The sequence below is a fragment of the Ralstonia sp. 25mfcol4.1 genome, assembly GCF_900104095.1.
Taxonomy (GTDB): Bacteria; Pseudomonadota; Gammaproteobacteria; order Burkholderiales; family Burkholderiaceae; genus Cupriavidus.
In genome coordinates this window covers 373,451-396,137 of the sequence record NZ_FNJO01000001.1, presented here as the reverse complement: position 1 = coordinate 396,137, position 22,687 = coordinate 373,451, and the positions used below count along the sequence as shown (strand labels likewise).

At 65.0% G+C, this 22,687-nt stretch carries 22 protein-coding genes; 15 read left to right on the top strand and 7 right to left on the bottom strand.

Annotated elements, in window-relative coordinates; genetic code table 11:
* Positions 1 to 28 precede the first annotated feature (28 nt).
* From BLQ58_RS01765 to BLQ58_RS01745, 5 genes are all read right to left on the bottom strand, one after another.
* Positions 29 to 310, bottom strand: coding sequence for a hypothetical protein (locus BLQ58_RS01765; RefSeq protein ID WP_092594280.1), 282 nt, complete (start codon positions 308 to 310; stop codon positions 29 to 31).
* Positions 311 to 585: 275 nt separating this feature from the next.
* Entirely contained in the window at positions 586 to 1,872 is a 1,287-nt protein-coding gene (gene glp / locus BLQ58_RS01760; protein WP_092594279.1) for a molybdopterin molybdotransferase MoeA, read from the bottom strand.
* A 54-nt stretch (positions 1,873 to 1,926) separates the two neighbouring features.
* Complete coding sequence (mobA, locus tag BLQ58_RS01755; protein WP_092594278.1) at positions 1,927 to 2,538, bottom strand: molybdenum cofactor guanylyltransferase MobA; 612 nt, start codon at positions 2,536 to 2,538, stop codon at positions 1,927 to 1,929.
* The gene (gene moaA, locus BLQ58_RS01750; RefSeq protein WP_092594277.1) at positions 2,538 to 3,662 is read right to left on the bottom strand and encodes a GTP 3',8-cyclase MoaA; all 1,125 of its coding nucleotides are present in this window, start codon (positions 3,660 to 3,662) and stop codon (positions 2,538 to 2,540) included. The genes mobA and moaA overlap by 1 nt, the downstream gene beginning before the upstream one ends.
* A 252-nt stretch (positions 3,663 to 3,914) precedes the next feature.
* Entirely contained in the window at positions 3,915 to 7,037 is a 3,123-nt protein-coding gene (locus BLQ58_RS01745; RefSeq protein WP_092594276.1) for an Rne/Rng family ribonuclease, read from the bottom strand.
* 987 nt (positions 7,038 to 8,024) lie between these two features.
* On the opposite strand from BLQ58_RS01745, the gene BLQ58_RS01740 reads away from it, so the two are divergent.
* From BLQ58_RS01740 to BLQ58_RS01725, 4 genes are all read left to right on the top strand, one after another.
* Entirely contained in the window at positions 8,025 to 9,023 is a 999-nt protein-coding gene (locus BLQ58_RS01740; protein ID WP_092594275.1) for an RluA family pseudouridine synthase, read from the top strand.
* 61 nt (positions 9,024 to 9,084) lie between these two features.
* A complete protein-coding gene (locus tag BLQ58_RS01735; protein ID WP_092594274.1) occupies positions 9,085 to 9,744 on the top strand; it encodes an HAD-IA family hydrolase in 660 nt (219 codons plus the stop codon).
* On the top strand, positions 9,737 to 10,120 hold the full coding sequence (locus BLQ58_RS01730; protein ID WP_092594273.1) for a Rieske (2Fe-2S) protein: 384 nt from the start codon (positions 9,737 to 9,739) through the stop codon (positions 10,118 to 10,120). The genes BLQ58_RS01735 and BLQ58_RS01730 overlap by 8 nt, the downstream gene beginning before the upstream one ends.
* A gap of 39 nt (positions 10,121 to 10,159) precedes the next feature.
* Positions 10,160 to 11,320: a S49 family peptidase gene (locus BLQ58_RS01725; protein ID WP_092594272.1), complete on the top strand. Its 1,161-nt coding sequence runs from the start codon at positions 10,160 to 10,162 to the stop codon at positions 11,318 to 11,320.
* Positions 11,321 to 11,443: 123 nt separating this feature from the next.
* Here the strand turns inward: BLQ58_RS01725 and BLQ58_RS01720 are convergent, their stop codons facing one another.
* Together BLQ58_RS01720 and BLQ58_RS01715 are read right to left on the bottom strand one after the other, a co-directional pair.
* Positions 11,444 to 12,175, bottom strand: coding sequence for an SAM-dependent methyltransferase (locus BLQ58_RS01720; RefSeq protein WP_092594271.1), 732 nt, complete (start codon positions 12,173 to 12,175; stop codon positions 11,444 to 11,446).
* 3 nt (positions 12,176 to 12,178) lie between these two features.
* Positions 12,179 to 12,778, bottom strand: coding sequence for a Maf-like protein (locus BLQ58_RS01715; protein ID WP_092594270.1), 600 nt, complete (start codon positions 12,776 to 12,778; stop codon positions 12,179 to 12,181).
* A 156-nt stretch (positions 12,779 to 12,934) separates the two neighbouring features.
* Between BLQ58_RS01715 and BLQ58_RS01710 the strand changes: the two genes are divergently transcribed.
* The 11 genes from BLQ58_RS01710 (at position 12,935) to BLQ58_RS01660 (ending at position 22,554) form a co-directional block, all read left to right on the top strand.
* A complete protein-coding gene (locus BLQ58_RS01710; RefSeq protein ID WP_092594269.1) occupies positions 12,935 to 13,552 on the top strand; it encodes a DUF177 domain-containing protein in 618 nt (205 codons plus the stop codon).
* Between the two features lie 121 nt (positions 13,553 to 13,673).
* Positions 13,674 to 13,853, top strand: a complete 180-nt coding sequence (rpmF, locus tag BLQ58_RS01705) for a 50S ribosomal protein L32 (RefSeq protein ID WP_008644820.1) — start codon at positions 13,674 to 13,676, stop codon at positions 13,851 to 13,853.
* 192 nt (positions 13,854 to 14,045) lie between these two features.
* A complete protein-coding gene (plsX, locus tag BLQ58_RS01700; protein WP_092594268.1) occupies positions 14,046 to 15,125 on the top strand; it encodes a phosphate acyltransferase PlsX in 1,080 nt (359 codons plus the stop codon).
* A gap of 90 nt (positions 15,126 to 15,215) precedes the next feature.
* Entirely contained in the window at positions 15,216 to 16,196 is a 981-nt protein-coding gene (locus tag BLQ58_RS01695; RefSeq protein ID WP_092594267.1) for a beta-ketoacyl-ACP synthase III, read from the top strand.
* Positions 16,197 to 16,276: 80 nt separating this feature from the next.
* Positions 16,277 to 17,212 (top strand): ACP S-malonyltransferase, encoded by a 936-nt coding sequence (gene fabD / locus BLQ58_RS01690; protein ID WP_092594266.1) that lies wholly within the window; start codon positions 16,277 to 16,279, stop codon positions 17,210 to 17,212.
* 20 nt (positions 17,213 to 17,232) lie between these two features.
* Entirely contained in the window at positions 17,233 to 17,982 is a 750-nt protein-coding gene (gene fabG / locus BLQ58_RS01685; protein ID WP_066730987.1) for a 3-oxoacyl-ACP reductase FabG, read from the top strand.
* Between the two features lie 170 nt (positions 17,983 to 18,152).
* The gene (acpP, locus tag BLQ58_RS01680; RefSeq protein WP_008644813.1) at positions 18,153 to 18,392 is read left to right on the top strand and encodes an acyl carrier protein; all 240 of its coding nucleotides are present in this window, start codon (positions 18,153 to 18,155) and stop codon (positions 18,390 to 18,392) included.
* A 205-nt stretch (positions 18,393 to 18,597) separates the two neighbouring features.
* Positions 18,598 to 19,830: a beta-ketoacyl-ACP synthase II gene (gene fabF, locus BLQ58_RS01675; protein ID WP_092594265.1), complete on the top strand. Its 1,233-nt coding sequence runs from the start codon at positions 18,598 to 18,600 to the stop codon at positions 19,828 to 19,830.
* A gap of 274 nt (positions 19,831 to 20,104) precedes the next feature.
* Entirely contained in the window at positions 20,105 to 20,704 is a 600-nt protein-coding gene (gene rpoE, locus BLQ58_RS01670) for an RNA polymerase sigma factor RpoE (RefSeq protein WP_092594264.1), read from the top strand.
* A gap of 105 nt (positions 20,705 to 20,809) precedes the next feature.
* The gene (locus tag BLQ58_RS01665) at positions 20,810 to 21,466 is read left to right on the top strand and encodes a sigma-E factor negative regulatory protein (protein WP_092594263.1); all 657 of its coding nucleotides are present in this window, start codon (positions 20,810 to 20,812) and stop codon (positions 21,464 to 21,466) included.
* A gap of 8 nt (positions 21,467 to 21,474) precedes the next feature.
* Positions 21,475 to 22,554: a MucB/RseB C-terminal domain-containing protein gene (locus BLQ58_RS01660; protein WP_092594553.1), complete on the top strand. Its 1,080-nt coding sequence runs from the start codon at positions 21,475 to 21,477 to the stop codon at positions 22,552 to 22,554.
* Positions 22,555 to 22,687 lie beyond the last annotated feature (133 nt).

The window sequence follows — 22,687 nt, the reverse complement described above, 5'->3', positions numbered from 1 at the left end:
GACGATCAAATATCGCCCCGGAGGCAAATTACTGGCGATCTTCCGGGCTCAGTTCACGGATGTGAACCTCGATGCCGCCGAAGCGCGCGGCCACCCAGTTGTAGGCGCGGCAGCCCAGCCAGAGCAGGCCAAAGCCAATCAGTGCGTTGAGGATCAGGGCGGTAAAGACTGCAATGCCGGGCAGATCGCCATAGCGCACGAAGGCGACGAACAGGCCCATGGCCACGATCGGCACCGAAAAGCACAGATAGACCAGCACAAGTGCCCGGGCAGTCTTGACGGGATGGAGGTACGCGATCTCCTGGTGCATGACGACAGACAAGATATTGGGGGATTCGGATTTTCGTGCTGCAAGTGTAACGATTGGGGCTTGCGACGCCTAGACCGCCCGACTGCCGGATGAGGCATTTCAGACGGCAACGGTGCTTTCCGACAATGTATGCGGCACAAAAACGACACCGCCGGCAGTGACCCTCGCCTGGTAGGGTGGGTGATGCATGAATCGGAACGATTCATGCCGCGCGGCGGTGTTCCGCTTAGCGGGACGACATCCGTTGCTGCGCGCCGCGGCCACGGCGTCCGCCGTCAGACCAGACCATCGAACAGCATGACCTGCACGGTGTCTCCGGCCGCCACCGAACCCTGGTCGTGATCGAGCACGACAAAGCAATTGGCTTCGCTCATCGACCGCAGCACGCCAGAGCCTTGCTGGCCCGTCAGCCGCACCTCCAGATTGCCGTCGGCGCCCGGCGCCAGGATGCCGCGCTGGAATTCGGTACGGCCCGGCTTCTTGCGAATCGGCGTCGTGGTTCGTACCCGGAGGCGCGGCAGCGGCGCCACGTTGGCACCCATCAGCCGGTGCAGGGCGCCGCGCACGAAATGATAGAAGGTGACCATCACGGCCACGGGATTGCCCGGCAGGCCGAACAGCACGGCATCATGGCCGTTCGACGAAATCCGGCCGAACGCCATCGGACGTCCCGGTCGCATCGCGATCTTCCAGAACGTGACATCGCCCAGTTTTTCCATGATCTGCTTCGTATAGTCGGCATCGCCGACCGATACGCCGCCCGAGGTGATGATGGCGTCGGCATTCTCGCAGGCGCTGCGGAATGCCGCCTCCATGAGTTCGGGGTCGTCGCGCACCACGCCCATGTCGATCAGGTCCACATTGAGCCGGCGCAGCATGCCGTGCAACGTGTAGCGATTCGAGTCGTAGACGCAGCCTGGATCGAGCGGCTCGCCGATCGATCGCAGTTCGTCGCCGGTCGAGAAAAATGCCACCCGCAGGCGTCGGCGTACCTTTACCTCGGCCACGCCCAGCGACGCCAGCATGCCCAGATCGGCCGGCGTCAGGATCCGCCCCGCGTGCAATGCGGCCTGGCCGCGCGCCAGGTCTTCGCCGCGCAGCCGTCGGTTGTCGCCTGCGCGTACGGCGTCGGGCGCAAAGCGCACCAGATTGCCACCCGCCTGGACCTCCACGAATTCCTGCGGAATCACGGTGTCGCAGCCTGCCGGCATGATGGCTCCGGTCATGATGCGAACCGCCTGGCCCGCCTGCGCCTCGCCGGCGAAGGCGTTGCCGGCGTAGGCGGTGCCGATGACCTCCAGCGCGATACTTGCGTCGCCCTGGGTCAGCGCCCGGCTGGAGAACGCGTAGCCGTCCATGGCCGAGTTGTCGTGCGCGGGGACGTCGATGGGCGACATCACGTCGACGGCCAGCACGCGGTCCAGCGCGCTACGAATCGCAAGCTGCTCGATGCCACGGACCGGATCCACCACATCGGCAATGATGGCGTTGGCCTGGTCCACCGGCAGGGCGGTGGGATCGTAGTCGGACTGGCAGGAGATGACGGATTGCAGCGAAGGCATGGTCTGGGTCGTGACACGCGCACGCGTCGGCGATATGGGAATTTGGGTGAGAGTCTAGCCGGATCGGCCAGCGGCCTCGTGCTCGCGGAGTTCGTCCAGCGTGTTGATGTTTGCAAAGGCCTGCGCGTCGTCGAACATGACCTGCGCCAGCCGCTGGCCGGTGACCCAGCTTTCGATCCTGCGATGGCCGGCGTCCACGTACGCCTGCAGCCCGGCAGCGGCGGTCACCGGCATCAGGCAGAACACGGGTTGCAAGCGGCGTCGGCCATCTGCGTCCACGGTCACTGGCACGGCGATGTCGGCGTGTTCATCCTCGATACCCTGGGTCAGTCGCACCACCAGGTCGGCCGGCAGGAAAGGGGTGTCGCAGGGGGCAGTGACCAGCCATGGCGTCCGGCACTGCGCCAGCCCGGCCAGCATGCCGGCGAGGGGGCCGGCGAAATCGGCGATGGTGTCGGCGATCACCGGCACACCAAAGGTGGCGTAGCGTTCGGGGTTGCGGTTGGCATTGATCAGCAGCGATCCGGTCTGCGGGGCCAGGCGCTGCAACGTGTGCTGCACCATCGGCGTCCCCTGGAATGGCTGCAGGCCCTTGTCGGTGCCGCCCATCCGGCTGCCGCGGCCGCCGGCCAGGATCAGGCCCGTGATGTCATCGCGCGCAATCATCAGCCGCCGATATACGACATTTCGATCTTGCTTTCGGCGCGTGCGGCGCGTACGGCGGGATCGCTTCGCTGCTCGGAATAGTTGTCGGTGCGGGCCTGCCACACCTGCGCGATGGCGTTGCCGACTTCAAGGTCGCTGTGCCCGCCGCGGAGCAGCGCGCGCAAGTCGTAGCCTTCGGTGGCAAACAGGCATAGATAGAGCCGGCCTTCGGTGGACAGGCGGATGCGGCTGCAATCGCCGCAGAACGCGTGCGTCACGCTGGAAATCACCCCGATTTCGCCGCCGCCGTCGCGGTAACGCCACCGCTCGGCGGTCTCGCCCGAGTAGTTGGCCTGTACGGCTTCCAGCGGAAACGCCTCGTCGATACGGCGCACGACATCGGCCGAAGACAGCACCTCGTCCATCTGCCAGTGGTTGCTGGCGCCGACATCCATGAATTCGATAAAGCGGACGATGATGCCGCTGTTGCGGAAGTGACGTGCCATTGGCACGATTTCCTGATCGTTGGTGCCGCGCTTGACCACCATGTTGACCTTGATCGGGGCCAGCCCCACGGCCTGGGCGACCTCGATGCCATGCAGCACGTCGCGCACGGCGAAATCCACGTCGTTCATCTTGCGGAACGTGACATCATCGATGGCGTCCAGGCTGACCGTGACACGGGTCAGGCCGGCGTCGCGCAGCGATTGCGCCTTGCGCGCCAGCAGCGACGCATTGGTGGTCAGCGTCAGGTCCAGCGGCTTGCCCGATGCCGTTTCGATGCGCGCCAGCATTTCCACCAGGCGCTCGATGTTCTTGCGCAGCAGCGGCTCGCCGCCGGTCAGCCGGATCTTTTCGACGCCCTGCGCCACGAACAGCCGTGCGACCCGCTCGATTTCCTCGAAGCTCAGCAGCTCGGAATGGGGCAGGAAGGTGTAGTCCTTGTCGAACACCTCCTTCGGCATGCAGTAGACGCAGCGGAAGTTGCAGCGGTCGGTAACGGAGATCCGCAGGTCATGCAGCGGCCGGCCCCGGGTATCGGCCACGAGCCCGGACGGCGCCAGCAGGCGCGACGGAATGCTCGGCACCATCGATCGGTACCGATGGTCGCGCAGGTCAAGAATCGGAATGACAGTATCGGTCATGGCAGAGTGGGGCCGCGGCTGACCGCGTGCGTGGGGCGCCCGGGGTAGCCGTTCTGCCTGCCATTCTAGCCGAGGGCGCCTCCACGTCGCGCGCAACACTGTCGTGACAACAGCACAGTTGATGGCGGGGCACTGCAGTACAGCCGGGAGCGTTGCGCCATGTCGCGTCGGCGGCACCGCCGCACAAATGAAAAAAGGGACGGCGGTTGCCATCCCTTTCTCTCACTCAGCTTGCAGGGGCGAGGTTTCGCCTTATTGCTGCTGCTGTTGCTGGGCCTCGCGCTGCTGGCCGCCCGTTTCGACGAGGACCATCGGGCCTTCCGGCAGCGGCGGCAGCGGCTTGCGCTCGCGCGGCACGCGCGGGGCCGGCACGATGCGTGCGGCGGCTTCCTGCGCGGCGGCCAGCTTGGCGCTGTCGGTGCGTACCCACTCCAGACCGGCGGTCGAGAGCATCGACTCCAGTGCCGGCGTGCTGGTGCTTGCCGGAGCCGGCGCGGCCGCGACAGGGGCAGCGGCGGCCGGGGCAGGCGCTTCCACGGCGGGAACCGGTGCCGGAATCACTTCCGGGGTCACGACGACCGGCTCATGCACCACCGGGGCGGTGGCGACCGGTGCCGGGGCTTCCGCGGCCGGGGCTTCGATAGCCGCGGTTTCGACGGCCTGATAAGCCGGGGCGGGCGTCACCACCGGTGCCGGTTGCGGTTCGGCCACGGCGGCGAAGACCGGTTCAGCTGCCGGGGCCGGCTTGGCAGGTTCGACATGCTCCACCGGGGCGGCCGGAGAGGCCACGGCTTCCACCGGGGCGGCGGCCACGGCGGCCACGGGGGCCTGCACCACCGGTGCCGGAGCAACCGGTTCGGCAGCCGGCGGGGCCACCTGGGCCGTTACCGATGCCGACTCTTCTTCCGATTCCGTCACGCCGGCGCTGACTTCGGCCAGGTTGCCTTCATTGACTTCCAGGCTGCCGTCCTCGCGCTCGCGGCGGTAACGGTTGCGGCCACGACGGTTGCGGCGGCGGCGCTCTTCGCCTTCACCGGCTTCCGTTGCGGCGGCTTCGGCGCTCAGTGCGCCTTCCGGCACATCGACGGCCGCGATGACAGCCGGTGCAGCCTGGGCCGCCTCGAATGCCGACTGCGGTGCCGTGCCTTCAACGCTCAGGGTTTCGTCCGTCTCGCGGGCCTCGGCGCGCTCGCGCTGGCGTTCGCGTTGACGCTCGCGGCGTTCCTGGTTGCGTTCGCGGCGCGCTTCGGTGCGCTCGCCCTGGGCGATTGCCGGCGCAGCCTGCTGCGCTTCGCGCGGTTGACGGTCGCCACGCGGCGGGCGCTCGCCGCGCGGTTCGCGTGGTTCACGCGGTTCGCGTTGCTCACGTGCCTCGCCGCGTTGTGCCTCGGCGCGTTCGCCACGCTCGGCACGTTCCGCGCGCTCGCCGCGCTGGCCGCGACCCTGACGGTCGCCACGTTCGCCACGATCACCGCGCTGTTCGCCGCGGCCCTGACGGCCTTCGCCGCGCTCGCCGCGTTCACCACGCTGGCCGCGTTCGCCACGACCCTGGCGGCCTTCGCCGCGCGCCGGGGTTTCAGCGGCTGGCTTGACCGGCTCGGCCACGGGTGCCGGTGCGGGCTTCACGCCGAACAGACCCTTCAGCCAGGCGACGAAACCGCCGCTGGCCACCGGTTGGGTAGCCGGCACGGGACGTGCAGCCGCGGTGGCTTCGGGCTTCGGTGCGCGCTCGGGACGCGGCACCGATACCGGGGCGGGCGCGTCGGGCGTGATGCCCTTGACGGCCGCTTCCTGGCGCGGACGCGCGTCTTCCTTCTTGCGGCTGCTGTAGCTGGTGTCGGCTTCCAGTTCCTTCGCGGCGGCCTCGGCCATGCGGTAGCTGGCGGTCGAGTCTTCCAGGCGCGGATCGTCGTGACGCAGGCGCTCCAGCTTGTAGTGCGGCGTTTCCAGATGCTTGTTCGGGATCAGCAGCACATTGACCTTGAAGCGCAGTTCGATCAGGTTGATGTCCTGACGCTTCTCGTTCAGCAGGAAAGCGGCCACTTCCACCGGCACCTGGCAGTGGATGGCGGCCGTGTTTTCCTTCATCGCCTCTTCCTGGATGATGCGCAGCACCTGCAGGGCGGACGATTCGGTATCGCGGATATGACCTGTTCCATTGCAGCGCGGGCAGGTGATGTGCGAGCCTTCCGACAGCGACGGACGCAGGCGCTGGCGCGACAGCTCCATCAGGCCGAAACGGCTGATCTTGCCCATCTGCACGCGGGCGCGGTCGTGACGCAGCGCGTCCTTGAGGCGCGTTTCCACGTCCTTCTGGGCCTTGCCGGACTCCATGTCGATGAAGTCGATGACGATCAGGCCGCCCAGGTCGCGCAGGCGCAGCTGGCGGGCGATTTCGTCGGCGGCTTCCAGGTTCGTGCGCAGCGCGGTTTCCTCGATGTCCGCGCCCTTGGTGGCGCGGGCCGAGTTCACGTCAACAGACACGAGGGCTTCGGTATGGTCGATCACGATGGCACCGCCGGACGGCAGCATCACCATGCGCGAGTACGCCGATTCGATCTGGTGCTCGATCTGGAAACGCGAGAAGAGCGGCACGTCGTCGCGGTACTTCTTCACGCGGCTCATGTTGTCGGGCATGACCACGCTCATGAAGGCGCGCGCCTGCTCGTAGATCTCGTCGGTATCGATCAGGATCTCGCCGATATCGGGCTGGAAGTAATCGCGGATGGCGCGGATCACCAGGCTCGATTCCAGATAGATCAGCAGCGGGGCCTTGTTGTCGCCGGCGGCGCCGTCGATGGCCTTCCACAGTTGCAGCAGGTAGTTCAGGTCCCACTGCAGTTCCTCGGCGGCACGGCCGATGCCGGCAGTGCGGGCGATGATGCTCATGCCTTCCGGCACCTGCAGCTGCGCCATCGTCTCGCGCAGTTCCTGACGTTCTTCGCCCTCGATGCGGCGCGACACGCCGCCGCCACGCGGATTGTTCGGCATCAGAACCAGGTAGCGGCCGGCCAGCGAGATGAACGTGGTCAGGGCGGCGCCCTTGTTGCCACGTTCTTCCTTTTCCACCTGGACGATCAGTTCCTGGCCTTCATGCAGGGCGTCCTGGATGCGCGCATTGCGCACGTCCACGCCGTCCTTGAAGAAGGCCCGGGCCACTTCCTTGAACGGCAGGAAGCCGTGGCGCTCTTCGCCGTAATTGACGAAGCAGGCTTCCAGCGACGGTTCGATGCGGGTGATGACACCCTTGTAGATGTTGCCTTTGCGCTGTTCGCGCCCGGCGGTTTCGATGTCGATGTCGATCAGTTTCTGGCCATCGACGATCGCGACGCGCAACTCCTCCTGTTGCGTCGCGTTAAACAGCATGCGTTTCATCGCAATACCTCACTCCAGTGTCGCGGGAGCCCATTGGGTCATGAGTGGGTCATGCCCGCGACGGTCCAGGGAGCACGCGAGGAAAGAGAGCGAGGGCGGGAGAATTGCCGGAGTTGCCGACGCGTTCTGCTATGCGGCCGGCTGGGCGCGGGTGAAAGGAGAGGGTGTCGGCGTCCCGTCATCCGCAAAAAGCTTGCGGGCGATCCGCTGCTGGGTCGGGAGAGGGCAAATGGGCCTGCTCCTGATGCAGCGATATCTGGCGGATGCCGGCGGCCGGGGGCGAGGGCGGCTGTCGGCCGTGCCATCGGCACGGGCAACGCTGCCCATCGCAGCCGGGCCGGGATGGCCAGGACGCGTCAAAGAGCAAGTCATCCGGACGCAGCAGTTGCATGCCATTGCCAAACCGACCTGTCCGCTGGCGGGCGCGCCGCTGGTTCTTCGCGTTCTGCGCTCGGGCGCCGCTGCCGGATCGTCGAACTACGACGACCACCGGCAAGTCGCGGCGGGTACTGCAGGTCGGTTGGCAGGCTGTCACCTGCCGGGCCGGCACCGGTTCCCGGTGCGGGCGGTCTTCTCTCACCGATGCGGATGCCCTTGGCTGGCACCCGCATTGAATTCTTTTCTACCTGAACACTCTGTTTCCACGTGTCGGCCGGCTGGTTGCCGAAGCCGCCTCTGGGCGACTTCCTGCGCGCCGGCGCGGCGCGTGCGTGCTGCTGATTGCCACCATTTGCCTGTCTGGCGCCTTGCGGGGTACGCAACATGCGGGAGACGGGCCGGGCTGGCGGCAACCCGAAGTGTAAAATGCGAGATCTCGCGCGGATACTGGTGGGACTACCCAAGACAACTGCCTGGATGCCCTGCATATTCCGTTCCGGTTTGCCGCAAAAATGGCAGGCTTCCGGTCGGGGTTCGCGCCAAACATCGCTTACACAGGTCGCACATTCCCGGCATTTGGCCGGGTACGGCCGGGAAATTATATTGAAAATGAATGAGTTACGCCATCAAATTGAAACGGAGCCGCGCTCCCGCGCAAGCGGCCTCCAGGTGGCGTATGTCACGATCGACGAGAGCGCCGAGGGGCAGCGCATCGACAACTTCCTGCTGAAGGTTGCCAAGGGCGTGCCCAAAAGCCACATCTACCGGGTTTTGCGCTCGGGCGAGGTACGCGTCAACAAGGGCCGGATCGATGCCACTTACCGGCTGAAGCTGGGCGATGTCGTCCGTATCCCGCCGATTCGTATGGCAGAAAAAGCCGCCGAGGGCACTTTCGTGCCGGCCGGCGAGTTTCCCGTCTTGTTCGAGGACACCCATCTGCTGGTGATCGACAAGCCGGCCGGCGTCGCCGTCCACGGCGGGTCGGGCGTGGCGTTCGGTGTGATCGAGCAATTGCGCCGGGCGCGGCCGGAGGCCAAATTCCTGGAGCTTGTGCATCGGCTGGATCGCGAGACCTCCGGCATTCTGGTGCTGGCCAAGAAGCGTTCGGCCCTGGTGCACCTGCACGAGCAGATTCGCGGAAGCGACATGGACAAGCGTTACTTCGCCTGCGTGGCCGGCGAATTTCCCAATGCGCGCCAGCACGTGAAGCTGCCTCTATATAAGTACACCACGCCGGAGGGGGAGCGCCGCGTGCGTGTACAGGCCGATGGACTGGCGTCCCATACCGTCTTCAATCGTGTGAAGGCGTTCGATGGCTACACGCTGCTGGAGGCGGAACTGAAAACCGGCCGCACGCACCAGATCCGCGTGCACCTGCAGTCCACGGGCTTTCCGATTATCGGCGATGAAAAGTACGGCGATTTTGCGCTCAACAAGGCACTTTCCCGTAGTGGCGCGAAGCCGGGTATCAAACGGATGTTCCTGCACGCCCACAGGCTGACATTCATCCATCCGAATACCGGTGAGCCCGTCACCGTGTCGGCACCGCTGCCGCCCGAATGTGTCGATTTTTTGCAACAATTGAGCCCGATCGGCACGCCGTCGTAACGCCTGGCGCACGCGCCGCAATCCATATCTGCAACACTTTCCGCATCGACCAAGGACCGCAATGGCCAGGCAGCGATTTGACCTGATCGTTTTCGACTGGGATGGAACCCTGATGGATTCCACCCCCACTATCGCCAAGTGCATTCAACTGGCCAGCCGCGACCTGGGCTTGCCGGTGCCCGACGACAGCGCCGCCAGCCACGTGATCGGGCTGGGCCTGAAGGACGCGCTGTCCTACGCCGTGCCAACGCTCGATCCCGCCGACTATCCACGGCTGGCCGAGCGATACCGCTATCACTTCCTGACCCGCGACGCCGATCTGGTGCTGTTCCCTGGCGTGCGCGAGATGCTGGAGGCGCTGCACGGCGAGCACTATTTCCTGGGCGTGGCCACCGGCAAGACGCGGGTAGGCCTGGAGCGCGCGCTGGCCAGCACTGGCCTGGGCAAGCTGTTCGATGCTACCCGTTGCGCGGACGAGACATTCTCGAAGCCACACCCGGCCATGCTGCATGAACTTACGCGAGAACTGGGCCAGGACATCGGGCGCACGGTCATGATCGGCGATACCACGCACGATCTGCAGATGGCCATCAACGCGGGAGCGCAGGGCTTGGGTGTGTGCTATGGCGCACATCCGGCGGATTCGCTCCGGGCAATGTCGCCGGTGCATTGCGCCACTTCCATCGCCGATCTGCAGCAGTGGCTGCTTGCCCATGCCTGACGACAGCCTGATGCCCCGCCGTCTGTGCTCGGCGGCCGAGTTGACCGATGGCGGGGCCGGGGTGCGATTCACCGTCCGCATGGCTTCCCGTGACATCGGCGCGTTCGCCATCCGCTACGACGGCGTGGCCTACGGCTACCTGAACCAGTGCGCCCATGTACCCATGGAACTCGACTGGCAGGAAGGACAGTTTTTCGATAGTGCAGGCCTATACTTGATGTGTGCGACACATGGCGCGACTTATGCGCCAGACACCGGCCTGTGCGTGGGCGGCCCTTGCCGGGGCGCCGCGCTGGCCAAGCTCCGCATCGAGGAACGTGACGGCGCTGTCTTCTGGCAGCCCGAAGCCCCTTTTTTTGCGCCCGACGCCAGCTGAGCGGAGCCGGGTCCTCGTTTGACGCCTGAGTCCATCTGCATGACAGAACAGCAAAAACCGCCATCCTCCGATCAACCGGGTCAACCTGAGCAACGTCCTGACGAGGCTCCGCCCGCCAGTGAAACGCTGGAAACGGCGCAGCATGCGGACTATCCGCTGGAACGCGACCTGAAGGCCGGCGACGATGCCGCGCGACGCGAGGCCGACGAACGCCGTGCACGCATGGCCGGCAAGGCGGCCGCCCCAGTGGGCGGCGCCAGCGGCGGCTGGGAGCGCGACGTGCTGGAAAAGGTACTGATGGCCAGCCTCCGCGAGCAACGCGCGGCGCGGCGCTGGAAGATCTTCTTCCGGCTGGTAGGCCTGGGCATCCTGGCGCTGATCCTGTTCGCCGTGATCGATTTCAAGGGCGATAGCCTGACCAGCACCAGCGGTCGGCACACGGCCATGGTCACGCTGGAGGGCGAGATCGCCGCCGGTACGCCGGCCAGCGCCGAATCGATCAACGCATCGCTGCAGGCCGCATTTGCCGACACCAGCGCCGCGGGCGTGATCCTGAAGATCAACTCGCCCGGCGGTTCGCCGGTGCAGGCCGGCATCATCAACGACGAGATCCATCGGCTGCGCAAGATCTATCCGGACAAGCCGTTCTACGTGGTGGTGGAGGAAATCTGCGCGTCGGGTGGCTACTACGTGGCGGCGGCGGCCGACAAGATCTACGTCGACAAGGCCAGCATCGTCGGCTCGATCGGCGTGCTGATGGACGGTTTCGGCTTCACGGGCCTGATGGACAAGCTGGGCGTCCAGCGCCGGCTGTACACGTCGGGCGCCAACAAGGGCATGCTCGATCCGTTCTCGCCCGAGGTGCCGCGCCAGAAGGCGTTCGCCGAGTCGATGCTCAAGCAGATCCATCAGCAGTTCATCGACGTGGTCAAGGAAGGCCGGGGCGAACGGCTCAAGAGCGATCCGGACCTGTTCTCGGGTCTGTTCTGGTCGGGCGAGCGCGCTGTGGAACTGGGCCTGGCCGATGGACTGGGCAGCGCCGACTACGTGGCGCGCGACCTGTTCAAGGCCGAGGACATCGTCGACTACACCGTCAAGGAGAACATTGCCGAGCGCGTGGCCAAGCGGTTCGGCGCGGCCATGGGTTCCGCGGCGATGAAGATGATGTTGATGAACGCATCGGCGCCGGCCGTGCGCTGAGCATCAGGAAATTCTGGTGTTTCCGTCCTCTCCCGGCTGGGGAGGGGACGGGCCAGTGCCTGCTGAGCCTGGCTGCGATTGCTGGTTAACGCGTTAACTAGTGTGGACCGCCAGCAGGTGCGACTACTGCGCCAGCAGCGAAAAAATCGCCGGACGCTTGTGGAGTTCGAGGCGATCCGGCCGCCAGGCCGAAATCGGCAGCGTGACGATGGTCTCCGTCGGCAGCGTCAGGTCCACGGCGATCGACAGCAGCGTGGTGCCCGCGCAATGTTGGCGCAGCGCGTCAAGCAGCGCGCCGTTGCGGTACGGCGTCTCGATCCACACCTGGGTTTGCTGTGCCTTGCGCGACCGCTGTTCCAGGTCGCGCAGCTTCTTCGCGCGCTCGTCGGCGTCCACGGGCAGGTAGCCGTTGAACGCAAAGCTCTGGCCATTCAGGCCCGAGCCCATCACCGCCAGCAGGATCGAACTGGGGCCGACCAGCGGACGCACCGTGATGCCGCGCGTGTGGGCCAGCCGCACCAGATCGGCTCCCGGATCGGCCACGGCGGGCACGCCTGCTTCGGACAGCAGGCCGCCGTCGCGCCCGCCCGCGATGGGGTCGAGCAAGGCATCCAGCGCATTGGCCTTGGTATTGACGTTCAGTTCTCGGATCTCGATCTGCTGGATGGCGTGCGTCAGCGGCGCGGTCTCCGCCAGCTTCTTCAGAAATGCGCGCGCCGTCTTGGCGTTCTCGGCCACCAGGTAGTCAAGCCGCGCTGCAATCTGCTGCACGCCGGCGGGAATCACATCCATCACCGGATCGGATTCGTCGCGCTTGCCGAGCGTGTTGGGAATCAGGAATAGCGTGCCAGCCATGGCTCAAGCTCCAAAGAACGGGTAGCCAGCCTGGCGCAGCATGCCGGTCAGTGCCACCAGCGGCAGGCCGATCAGCGCGGTGGGGTCGTCCGATTCCACGCGTGACAGCAGGGCGATGCCGAGGCCTTCCGCCTTGGCGCTGCCGGCGCAGTCGTAGGGCGTTTCGATGCGCAGGTAGGCATCCAGTTCTGCATCGCTCAGGTTGCGGAACGTCACAAGCGTCTGCACGTCGGCCAGCTGCGCCACGCCGGTACGGCTGTCGAGCAGGCACAGGGCTGAGTGAAAAGTGACGGTTTTGCCACGCATCAGTTGCAGCTGGGCCAGCGCCTTGTCGTGCGTGCCGGGTTTGCCGATCTGCAGGTCGTCCAGCGTGCAGACCTGGTCCGAGCCGATCACCAGCGCACCGGGGTGGCGTGCCGCGATGGCTTCGGCCTTCAGGCGGGCCAGGCGCAGTGCCGTGGCGTCGGGGCGCTCGCCGGGCAGCGGCGTTTCATCGATATCGGGCGTTGCCACCTCGAACGGGATTCGCAGGCGCGCCAGCAGTTCGCGGCGGTACGGAGAGCTCGACCCGAGGATCAGCGCAGGACGGGAGTCGGAAGACATATAGGAATGGCGCCAGAAAACGGTGAGGAACGGTTTTCGGCTTGTATACTTTGACCGTTCCGGGAAATACCACGTATAATCGCGCGTTTAGCTGCACAGGCACATGCTTTGCCTGCAACGTGTGGCAAACAAGGCATTTATTGCGATTCAGCCTGTATGAGTCAGCCGACCCAGCCAGCGGCGTCCGCCGTGGCCTTCGATCTGCGTGAAACCGATCTCTTCGTCTTCTGCCGCAAAGGCGGCAATGTGGCGGGAGAGGTGCCGGTGCGCGATTTGCCGCGCATCTTAGCCGAGACGGCTGCCGATGCGCCAGCGTCCGCCGCGGACGAAGCGTTCTCGTACACCTTGAGCGGCTTTGTGCGCGAAGAGGCGGCGGAGCCCGGTGCGGCGGTATCGCAGCGCCTGTTTGTGGACGTGACGGTCAATGGTCGTGTCTGGCTCAGCTGCCAGCGTTGCCTGGGCGTCTATCCCGAGCCGATCGCAACGAAGATGCGTTTCGAAGTGGTGGCCAGTGAAGCGGCTGCCGACGAAGCGTCGATGGACGACGACGAGATCGACGTGATCGTCGGCTCGAAGAAGTTTTCGGCGCTGGAACTGATTGAAGATGAAGTGCTGCTGGCATTGCCTTCGGCACCCAAGCATGAAGTCTGTCCGACGGTACACGAGTCGCTCGTGACCGGCGCAGACGGCGAGGTGGAGCCCGAGGCGCCACCCGCGGAAGAAAAGCGGCCATCGCCCTTTGCGGCGCTGGCCGGCCTGAAGACCAGGCACTGACGCCGCGCGGAGCGCGGCCTGACAGGTCTTCACGGTAGCAGGTCAAGCATCCGGCCGGGCCCCGGCTACGCCTTGCGCAGGATGCGTGTGTTAATATCGCAAAATTCTCGAAGGAGTCATCATGGCTGTTCAACAGAACAAGAAGTCGCCGTCCAAGCGCGGCATGCATCGTTCGCACGACCATCTGTCGGTCGCCCCCCTGGCCGTTGAGCCGACCACGGGCGAAACCCACCTGCGCCACCACGTCAGCCCGAACGGCTACTACCGTGGTCGCAAGGTCATCAAGACCAAGAACGACTGACCAGGTCGTCTGGCGTGACCCTGTGTCTCGCTCGCGCACGTTGTCAGGTGTAATACAGGAAAGCGGCAAGCTCGTTGCCGCTTTTTTGTTGGGCGCTCGGCGCCCGCACCGCAGCGTATCCGCGCGTCCGGCTGGTTGCGTCCCCGCGAACCGATGCGGCGGGTGCCGGCGCGCTTTCCGTATCAGGAAACAATGACGATCAAGCTCGCTATCGACTGCATGGGCGGCGATCACGGAGTCTCCGTGACGGTGCCGGCAGCGATCAGTTTTCTTTCCCGTCACGACGACGCAGAGATGATCCTCGTCGGCCTGCCCGACGCCATCGGCGCGCAGCTGAAAAAGCTGCATGCAAGCGATCATCCGCGCGTGACCATCGTGCCCGCGACCGAAGTCATCACCATGGATGACCCGGTGGAAGTGGCGCTGCGCAAGAAGAAAGACTCTTCGATGCGTGTTGCCGTGACGCAAGTCAAGGAAGGCAAGGCTGGCGCCTGCATTTCCGCGGGCAATACCGGCGCGTTGATGGCGGTTTCACGCTATGTGCTGAAGACGCTCGAAGGCATCGAGCGGCCGGCCATCGCCACCACGATTCCCAACGAACAGGGCTGGGGCACCACGGTGCTCGACCTTGGTGCCAACGCCGACTGCGAGCCAGGACACCTGCTGCAGTTCGCGCGCATGGCCGAGGCCATGGTCGCGGTGGTGGATCACAAGGACCACCCGACGGTGGGCCTGCTCAATATCGGCGAGGAAGTGATCAAGGGCAACGAGGTGGTCAAGGCCGCCGGCGAGCTGTTGCGCGCTTCCGAGCTCAACTTCTACGGCAACGTGGAAGGCAACGACATCTTCAAGGGCACGACCGACATCGTCGTCTGCGACGGCTTCGTCGGCAACGTGGCGCTCAAGAGCACCGAAGGCCTGGCCAAGATGATCGGCAGCATGATCAAGGAAGAGTTCACGCGCTCGTGGTTCACCAAGCTGCTGGCCGCCGTGGCGATGCCGGTGCTGTCGCGCCTGGCGCGCCGGCTCGACCCCGCCCGCTACAACGGCGCTTCGTTGCTTGGGCTGCGCGGGCTGGTAATCAAGAGCCATGGTTCGGCCGATGCCCATTCTTTTGAGTGGGCGATCAAACGCGGGTATGATGCGGCCAGAAATGGCGTCATCGAGCGCATTGCAAAGGCCTTTGCCAACAAGTCCGGTGCCGCTGGCGCCGCGACCGGCGGCCCGGAGACAGACTCGCCGGACCCACATTCCGATACCCGTGCCGCCTGAGGCCGCGCGCCCGTCACGGGCGGGTGGCCCGACGTTCCGCCCGATGGCCTGGCCTGGGCGGGCCGGTGAGCACCACGATCCGACATACTCATGACCAAGTACGCAAAAATCATCGGCACGGGGAGCTATCTGCCCCCGCGGCGCGTCACGAATCACGACCTCGCCGTGCAACTTGCCGAAAAGGGCATCGAGACCAGCGACGAGTGGATCGTCTCGCGCAGCGGGATTTCGGCGCGCCACTGGGCCGAAGCCGACGTCACGTCGAGCGATCTGGCCGTCAAGGCTGCCGAGCAGGCGATTGCTGCCGCCGGTATCGACCGCCAGGACATCGACCTGATCATCGTCGCCACGTCGACCCCCGATTTCGTGTTCCCGAGCACCGCCTGCCTGGTGCAGCAGAAGCTCGGCATCACCAATCACTGCGCGGCGTTCGACCTGCAGGCCGTGTGCTCGGGCTTCGTTTATGCGATGTCGACGGCTGACAAGTTCATCCGCAGCGGCTCGCACAAGAACGTGCTGGTAATCGGTTCCGAAGTGTTCTCGCGCATCCTCGACTTCAACGACCGCACTACCTGCGTGCTGTTCGGCGATGGCGCGGGCGCCGTGGTGCTGAGCGCTTCGGACGAGCCGGGCATCCTGTCGTCGGCCATGCATTCGGACGGCAATCACGTGGACATCCTGTGCGTGCCGGGCAATGTGTCGGGCGGTGCCATCACCGGCAATGCCTTCCTGCACATGGACGGCCAGGCCGTGTTCAAGCTGGCCGTGACCGTGCTGGACAAGGTGGCGCGCGAGGCCATCGCCGCAGCTGAAATGCAGGCCGACGAGATCGACTGGCTGATTCCGCACCAGGCCAATATCCGCATCATGCAAGGCACGGCCAAGAAGCTTGGCCTGCCGGCCGAGCGCATGGTGGCCACGGTGCATGAGCACGGCAACACGTCGGCCGCATCGATTCCGCTGGCGCTGGACGTCGCCGTGCGCGATGGCCGCATCAAGCCGGGTCAGACCGTGCTGATGGAAGGCGTGGGCGGCGGCTTCACCTGGGGTGCGGTGCTGCTGCGCATGTAATATGCGGCCGGTGCGACGCGCTGCGCGCGTGCCGCACCGTTCGAAACGTTGAAACGTTGTATAGCCAGACTGGATTTCCGATGAAATTCGCATTCGTTTTTCCCGGACAGGGTTCGCAGTCGGTTGGCATGCTGAACGCGTTTGCCGACAACCCCGTAGTGCGTGCCACGCTCGAGGAAGCCTCGACGGCGCTGGGTCAGGACATTGGCAAGCTGATTGCCGAAGGCCCTGCGGAAGACCTGAACCTGACGACCAACACGCAGCCCGTGATGCTGACGGCGGCGGTTGCCGTGTACCGCGCCTGGCTCGATGCCGGCGGTCCGGCCCCGGCGCTGGTGGCAGGCCACAGCCTTGGCGAATATTCGGCACTGGTGGCGGCAGGCGTGATCCCGTTCGCGGACGCCGTGCCCCTGGTGCGTTTCCGCGCCCAGGCCATGCAGGACGCCGTGCCGGTGGGCGAGGGCGGCATGGCTGCCATCCTCGGCCTGTCCGATGATGACGTGCGCGCCGCTTGCGCCGAGGCTGCAGCGGCCGGTGCCGGTGTGGTGGAGGCCGTGAACTTCAACGCCCCGGCACAGGTTGTGATCGCCGGCAACAAGGGCGCGGTGGAAAAGGCCTGCGAAATCGCCAAGGCCAAGGGCGCCAAGCGCGCGCTGCCGCTGCCGGTTTCGGCGCCATTCCACTCGTCGCTGCTCAAGCCTGCGTCGGACCGCCTGCGCGAGCGCATGGCCGGGCTGGCGTTCTCGGCGCCGGCGATTCCGCTGGTGAACAACGTCGACGTGGCCATCGTCAACGATCCGGCACAGATCAAGGATGCGCTGGTGCGCCAGGCCGCAGCGCCGGTGCGCTGGGTCGAGTGCGTGCAGAAGATGGCTGCCGAAGGCGTCACCCATGTGATTGAATGCGGTCCGGGCAAAGTTCTCGCCGGCATGACCAAGCGCATCGACGGCAATCTCGTGGGTGGTGCAATCTTTGATCCTGCATCACTGCAGGAAATGCTGGCGCTGCTGAAATAAGACGAAGGAACGAACGCAACATGAGCAAGACTCTGGAAAATCAGGTCGCGCTGGTAACCGGTGCCTCGCGTGGCATCGGCCGGGCCATCGCGCTGGAACTCGCACGCCAGGGCGCTACAGTGATCGGTACGGCCACGAGCGAATCGGGCGCGGCCGGCATCAGCGAATACCTGTCGGCCGAAGGGCTGAAGGGCAATGGCGTGGTGCTGAACGTGAACGACGCCGCGCGCTGCGACGCCGTGATCGATGAAATCGTGAAGACCCACGGTGGCCTGGCGGTGCTGGTGAACAACGCCGGCATCACGCAGGACCAACTGGCCATGCGCATGAAGGATGACGACTGGACGGCCGTCATCGACACGAACCTGACGGCGGTGTTCCGCCTGGCGCGTGCGGTGCTGCGCCCGATGATGAAGGCCCGTGGCGGCCGTATCATCAACATCACGTCGGTGGTGGGCTCGACGGGCAACCCCGGCCAGATGAACTACGCGGCGGCCAAGGCCGGCGTGGAAGGCATGACCCGCGCGCTGGCCGCCGAGATCGGCAGCCGCAACGTCACCGTGAACTGCGTGGCGCCGGGCTTTATCGATACGGACATGACGAAGGTGCTGTCGGAAGAGCAGCATGCTGCTCTCAAGACGCGCATTCCGCTGGGCCGTCTGGGCCAGCCGGAAGACATCGCCAACGCGGTGGCATTCCTGGCCGGTCCGCAGGCTGCCTACATCACGGGCACTACGCTGCACGTGAACGGTGGCATGTACATGAACTAAGGATTTCGACCGGCTGCGGTTTCGAGGGAGAAGCCGAAAAAAGCCGGTTGATGCAGTAGTTTTTGAAACCAATCGGGCGCGAATCTTGCAAAGGTTGGCAGGCGGATTTTTTGTGGTCCAAACCTGCTAAAATGCGCCCACTTTTTGTCGAACATTCCCTGGAGGGTTACATGGACAATATCGAACAACGCGTCAAGAAAATCGTGGCTGAACAGCTTGGCGTGGCCGAGGCAGACATCAAGAACGAATCGTCGTTCGTGAATGATCTCGGTGCGGACTCGCTGGACACGGTTGAACTCGTGATGGCGTTGGAAGATGAATTCGGCATGGAAATTCCGGATGAGGAAGCCGAAAAGATCACGACCGTGCAACAAGCCATCGACTACGCCACCGCGCACGTCAAGGCCTAAGCCGTCGTCATCATATTCCGAGCCACAGAAGGCGCATGGACGGGGCCGTCACGGTCCTGTCATGCCGTTTTCTGTGGCTTTCGTCTGTTCGAAGAAGCAGAACCGGATCGATCCCCAGCAGCGCGCCCATGCCATGGTTTGTCGGCAGGCGCGGCGGGATCCTGAAGTCATCCGGTTCCACTTCACGCACTCGTAGGAAAATATAGTGAGCCGTCGTCGCGTCGTCGTCACTGGGCTTGGCCTTGTGTCTCCGGTCGGAAACACGGTTGCCGAAGGCTGGGCCAACCTGGTTGCCGGCAAGTCCGGCATCGCCACCATTACCAAATTCGATCACTCCGCCCTGGCTGTGCATTTCGCCGGCGAAGTGAAGGGCTTCAACGCCGAGGAATACATCCCGGCCAAGGAAGCCCGCAACATGGATACGTTTATCCATTTCGGCATCGCCGCGGGTACCCAGGCGCTGAAGGACAGCGGCCTGGAAATTACCGACGCCAATGCCGAGCGCGTGGGCGTGCTGGTCGGTTCCGGCATCGGCGGCCTGCCGATGATCGAAGACACGCAGATGACGCTGGCCAACCGTGGTCCGCGCCGCATCTCGCCGTTCTTCGTGCCGGGCTCGATCATCAACATGATCTCGGGTCACCTGTCGATCATCCACGGCCTGAAGGGTCCGAACCTGGCCGCCGTGACGGCCTGCACCACCGGCCTGCACAGCATTGGCCTGGCGGCCCGCCTGATCCAGGCGGGCGACGCCGATGTGATGGTGGCCGGCGGTGCCGAATCGACGGTGTCGCCGCTGGGCATTGGCGGTTTTGCCGCGGCCCGGGCGCTGTCGACCCGCAATGACGATCCGGCTGCCGCTTCGCGTCCGTGGGACAAGGATCGAGACGGCTTCGTGCTGGGCGAAGGCGCCGGCGTGATGGTGCTGGAAGAGTACGAGTCCGCCAAGGCGCGCGGTGCGCGTATCTACGCCGAGCTGGTGGGCTTCGGCATGAGCGGCGACGCGTACCACATGACCGCGCCGAGCACCGATGGCCCGCGCCGCTGCATGGTTGCCGCGCTCAAGGACGCCGGTGTGAACCCGGACGAGGTCAATTACCTCAATGCCCATGGCACGTCGACGCCGCTTGGCGACAAGAACGAGTCCGACGCCATCAAGCTGGCCCTGGGCGACGCCGCCTACAAGGTTGCCGTCAACTCGACCAAGTCGATGACCGGTCATTTGCTGGGCGGTGCCGGCGGGCTGGAATCGGTCTTCACCGTGCTGGCGATCCACAACCAGGTCTCGCCGCCGACCATCAACATCTTCAACCAGGACCCCGAGTGCGACCTGGACTACGTGCCCAACACGGCGCGTGAAATGAAGATCGATGTGGCCGTGAAGAACAACTTCGGTTTTGGCGGCACCAACGGCACGCTGGTTTTCCGCCGTATCTGAGCCGTATGACGCGCCCGTCCGTGGCGCGTCGCCGGGGCTCCGCCGGCAGCAGGGCGGGCCCCGGCTTCTTCCGAGCATTCCCCCGAATCGTCCCGCCGCCGCGCCGTCGGGTTGCACACGGTGCAACCTTAGTGTGCCGGCCAAGGAACCAAATTGCGTAGCCACGGTCACAGAATGCGCTTTGCGACGCCCGAGGGCGCACGGATCGTAGGTAAAATACAACGCTTGTCGTGACGACAAAACCAAGAGATACACTGCAGCAGGTGAACCATTCGTGAGCGAACGCGAAGCCGATCAGCTTCTAGTTGAACGCGTCCAGCAGGGCGACAAGAAGGCCTTTGAACTGCTGGTGGTCAAGTACCACCGCAAGATCATTCGCCTGATCTCGCGCCTTGTCCGTGACCCCGCAGAAGTGGAGGATGTGGCGCAGGATGCCTTTATCAAGGCATATCGCGCCTTGCCCCAGTTCCGGGGGGAGTCCGCCTTCTACACCTGGCTGTATCGGATCGCGGTGAACACCGCCAAGAACTACCTGGCGACCCAGGGGCGCCGTCCGGAAGCGTCCAGCGATATCGATGCCGAAGAGGCTGAAACTTTTGCGGACGGTGAGCAACTAAGGGATATCAATACGCCGGAGTCCATGCTTCACACGCGCCAGGTTGCCGATACAGTGAACCGCGCGATGGAAGCATTGCCGGAAGAATTACGCACCGCCATCACGCTGCGCGAGATCGAAGGCCTCAGTTACGAGGAGATCGCGGAGGCGATGGGGTGTCCGATCGGTACGGTGCGCTCGCGGATTTTCCGGGCGCGCGAAGCGATCGCAGAGAAATTGCGGCCCCTGCTGGGAACGGCAGAGGGCAAGCGGTGGTAAGTGAGAATGTCGTGCAGCCAGCGTTGCAGCCTATTCCTGCATCGATAAACGACAAGCGGTAGTGACGGGATTATCGGTGTTCAATGGAATTTCTTGGGGTTGGAAATGGGTCAGGCTCATAAGCAGTCGGTTCATGTAATGGAAGCAGCGGAGCAGATCTCGATCCTGATGGATGGCGAGTTGCAGGCGCACGAAATCGACGCGGCACTGGATATCGCCAAGGGCGATACCGGGATGGCCGAATGGTCGATGTATCAACTGATCGGTGACACGCTGCGTTCGGAAGAACTGACGCACGCCGGGTCGACCTCCGATTTTCTTTCCCGTTTCTCCGCGCAACTCGAATCCGAGCCGCACGTGCTGGTGCCGGCCGTGGCCGCCGCGGGCCGGCAGCGCCTGCTGGTGCGCCCGTCATGGGTGCGCCGCGTCATGCCGGGGACCGCGATTGCCGCCGCCGTTGCGGCCGTCAGCTGGGTGGTCGTGCCGCAGATGCGCGGGCCGGGCGACGCCGGCGCGCCGGATGCCATCGTGGCGCGCGTGGAACAGCAGCCGAATGGCGCGATGAAGGCGGCTGCCTCGATCGCGCCCGCAGCGGGAGCGATCGTGACCGTGTCTGCCGACAACGCGCAGATGATCCGCGACCCGCGTCTCGACGAGTACCTGCGTGCGCACCGCACGTCTGTAGCAACGGACGCCTTTGTGCCGACCATGCGTACAGTGGCCAATGGTGCAAACTTCTCCCAGGATAATTCGCAGGAATAATGCCGGACATGCATAGAGGACGGTCGCCCGCCGATGTCGCGGGCGTACACGGAAAGAAGGGCCTGCGCAGGTCCTTTTTTCTGGCCTTGTGTCTGACCGCTGCCGCAGCCACCGCGCAGCCGTCTGACAGCGCGCTGAGTCGACGCGATGCCACCGCGTGGCTCAACAAGATCCATCGCGCCGCGCAGCGTGAAAACTACGTTGGCACGCTGATCTATCAGCGCGGCAGTGTCATGCATGCCTCGCGTATCCAGCACTACAGTGACCTCGTCCACAACGAGTATGAACGGCTGGAAACGCTCGATGGCAAGCCGCGCGAGGTGCTGCGGCAGAACGACGTGGTCCACAGCCTGATTCCCGAAGCGAAGCTCGTCGTGATCGAGAAGCAGGAAGCGAAGGACCGCTTCCCCGCGCTGCTGGCCACGAACAAGAGTGACGTGCTGGATCTCTACGACATGCGCAAGCTGCCGGCCGAGCGCGTGGCGGGCGTCGAGTGCGAAGTCTTCGCGCTGGAGTCGCACGATGCGGCGCGCTATGCAGTGCGTCTGTGGGCGGACAAGAATTCCGGCTTGCTAATGCGCGCGCAGACGATCGGCGAGGGCGGCAAGGTGCTCGAACAAGTGGCGTTTTCGCAGGTCGACATTGGCGTGCCGTCCGACAAGCAGCGCATCCTGAACGCGATCAAGGGCGCGAATTCGTGGAATCACTACGAAGTTAGCTATCAGCCGGCCAATATCGCCGACGAGGGGTGGACGATCAACGCCCCGATCAAGGGCTTCCAGAAGATCCGCGAGGTGCGCCGCCCGCTCGGCGAGCTGCGTGCGCCGACGCAGGGTGCCAAGCCTGCCGGCGTCTTCGAGGTGCTGCAGGTCGTCTACAGCGACGGTCTGACCGGACTGTCGGTATTTATCGAGCCGGTGTCCGAACAACGCGCCCGCCGTGAAGGCGTGGCTTCGCTGGGCGCCACCCAGGTGGTGGTGCGACGGGTGTCCGACTACTGGATCACGGTGGTCGGCGAGGTGCCAGCCGCAACCGTGAAGCAGTTCGCGGCCGGCGTGGAGTACCGCCCGCCCAAGGCGGTACACTGAGCGAATCTTGGCGTGGCGGCGACGGGGCAGCGGATCCCGCGCCGGACCACCAGGCAGTGCGCTTCGCAGGCGCCCCGGCCTTGGCCTTGCCGCGAAGCATCCGTTTCTCGCAGATTCTCCCGGGAGTTCGTCG

Bases quoted from the DNA above. Each gene is read 5' to 3' on its own strand.
- BLQ58_RS01745 (WP_092594276.1), bottom strand. From the start codon at position 7,037: ATGAAACGCATGCTGTTTAACGCGACGCAACAGGAGGAGTTGCGCGTC.
- glp (WP_092594279.1), bottom strand. From the start codon at position 1,872: ATGCCTTCGCTGCAATCCGTCATCTCCTGCCAGTCCGACTACGATCCC.
- rpmF (WP_008644820.1), top strand. From the start codon at position 13,674: ATGGCTGTTCAACAGAACAAGAAGTCGCCGTCCAAGCGCGGCATGCAT.
- plsX (WP_092594268.1), top strand. From the start codon at position 14,046: ATGACGATCAAGCTCGCTATCGACTGCATGGGCGGCGATCACGGAGTC.
- BLQ58_RS01740 (WP_092594275.1), top strand. From the start codon at position 8,025: ATGAATGAGTTACGCCATCAAATTGAAACGGAGCCGCGCTCCCGCGCA.
- BLQ58_RS01765 (WP_092594280.1), bottom strand. From the start codon at position 310: ATGCACCAGGAGATCGCGTACCTCCATCCCGTCAAGACTGCCCGGGCA.
- BLQ58_RS01710 (WP_092594269.1), top strand. From the start codon at position 12,935: ATGAGTCAGCCGACCCAGCCAGCGGCGTCCGCCGTGGCCTTCGATCTG.
- BLQ58_RS01695 (WP_092594267.1), top strand. From the start codon at position 15,216: ATGACCAAGTACGCAAAAATCATCGGCACGGGGAGCTATCTGCCCCCG.
- fabD (WP_092594266.1), top strand. From the start codon at position 16,277: ATGAAATTCGCATTCGTTTTTCCCGGACAGGGTTCGCAGTCGGTTGGC.
- BLQ58_RS01725 (WP_092594272.1), top strand. From the start codon at position 10,160: ATGACAGAACAGCAAAAACCGCCATCCTCCGATCAACCGGGTCAACCT.
- BLQ58_RS01730 (WP_092594273.1), top strand. From the start codon at position 9,737: ATGCCTGACGACAGCCTGATGCCCCGCCGTCTGTGCTCGGCGGCCGAG.
- moaA (WP_092594277.1), bottom strand. From the start codon at position 3,662: ATGACCGATACTGTCATTCCGATTCTTGACCTGCGCGACCATCGGTAC.
- BLQ58_RS01735 (WP_092594274.1), top strand. From the start codon at position 9,085: ATGGCCAGGCAGCGATTTGACCTGATCGTTTTCGACTGGGATGGAACC.
- BLQ58_RS01720 (WP_092594271.1), bottom strand. From the start codon at position 12,175: ATGGCTGGCACGCTATTCCTGATTCCCAACACGCTCGGCAAGCGCGAC.
- BLQ58_RS01665 (WP_092594263.1), top strand. From the start codon at position 20,810: ATGGGTCAGGCTCATAAGCAGTCGGTTCATGTAATGGAAGCAGCGGAG.
- acpP (WP_008644813.1), top strand. From the start codon at position 18,153: ATGGACAATATCGAACAACGCGTCAAGAAAATCGTGGCTGAACAGCTT.
- fabG (WP_066730987.1), top strand. From the start codon at position 17,233: ATGAGCAAGACTCTGGAAAATCAGGTCGCGCTGGTAACCGGTGCCTCG.
- BLQ58_RS01715 (WP_092594270.1), bottom strand. From the start codon at position 12,778: ATGTCTTCCGACTCCCGTCCTGCGCTGATCCTCGGGTCGAGCTCTCCG.
- BLQ58_RS01660 (WP_092594553.1), top strand. From the start codon at position 21,475: ATGCATAGAGGACGGTCGCCCGCCGATGTCGCGGGCGTACACGGAAAG.
- mobA (WP_092594278.1), bottom strand. From the start codon at position 2,538: ATGATTGCGCGCGATGACATCACGGGCCTGATCCTGGCCGGCGGCCGC.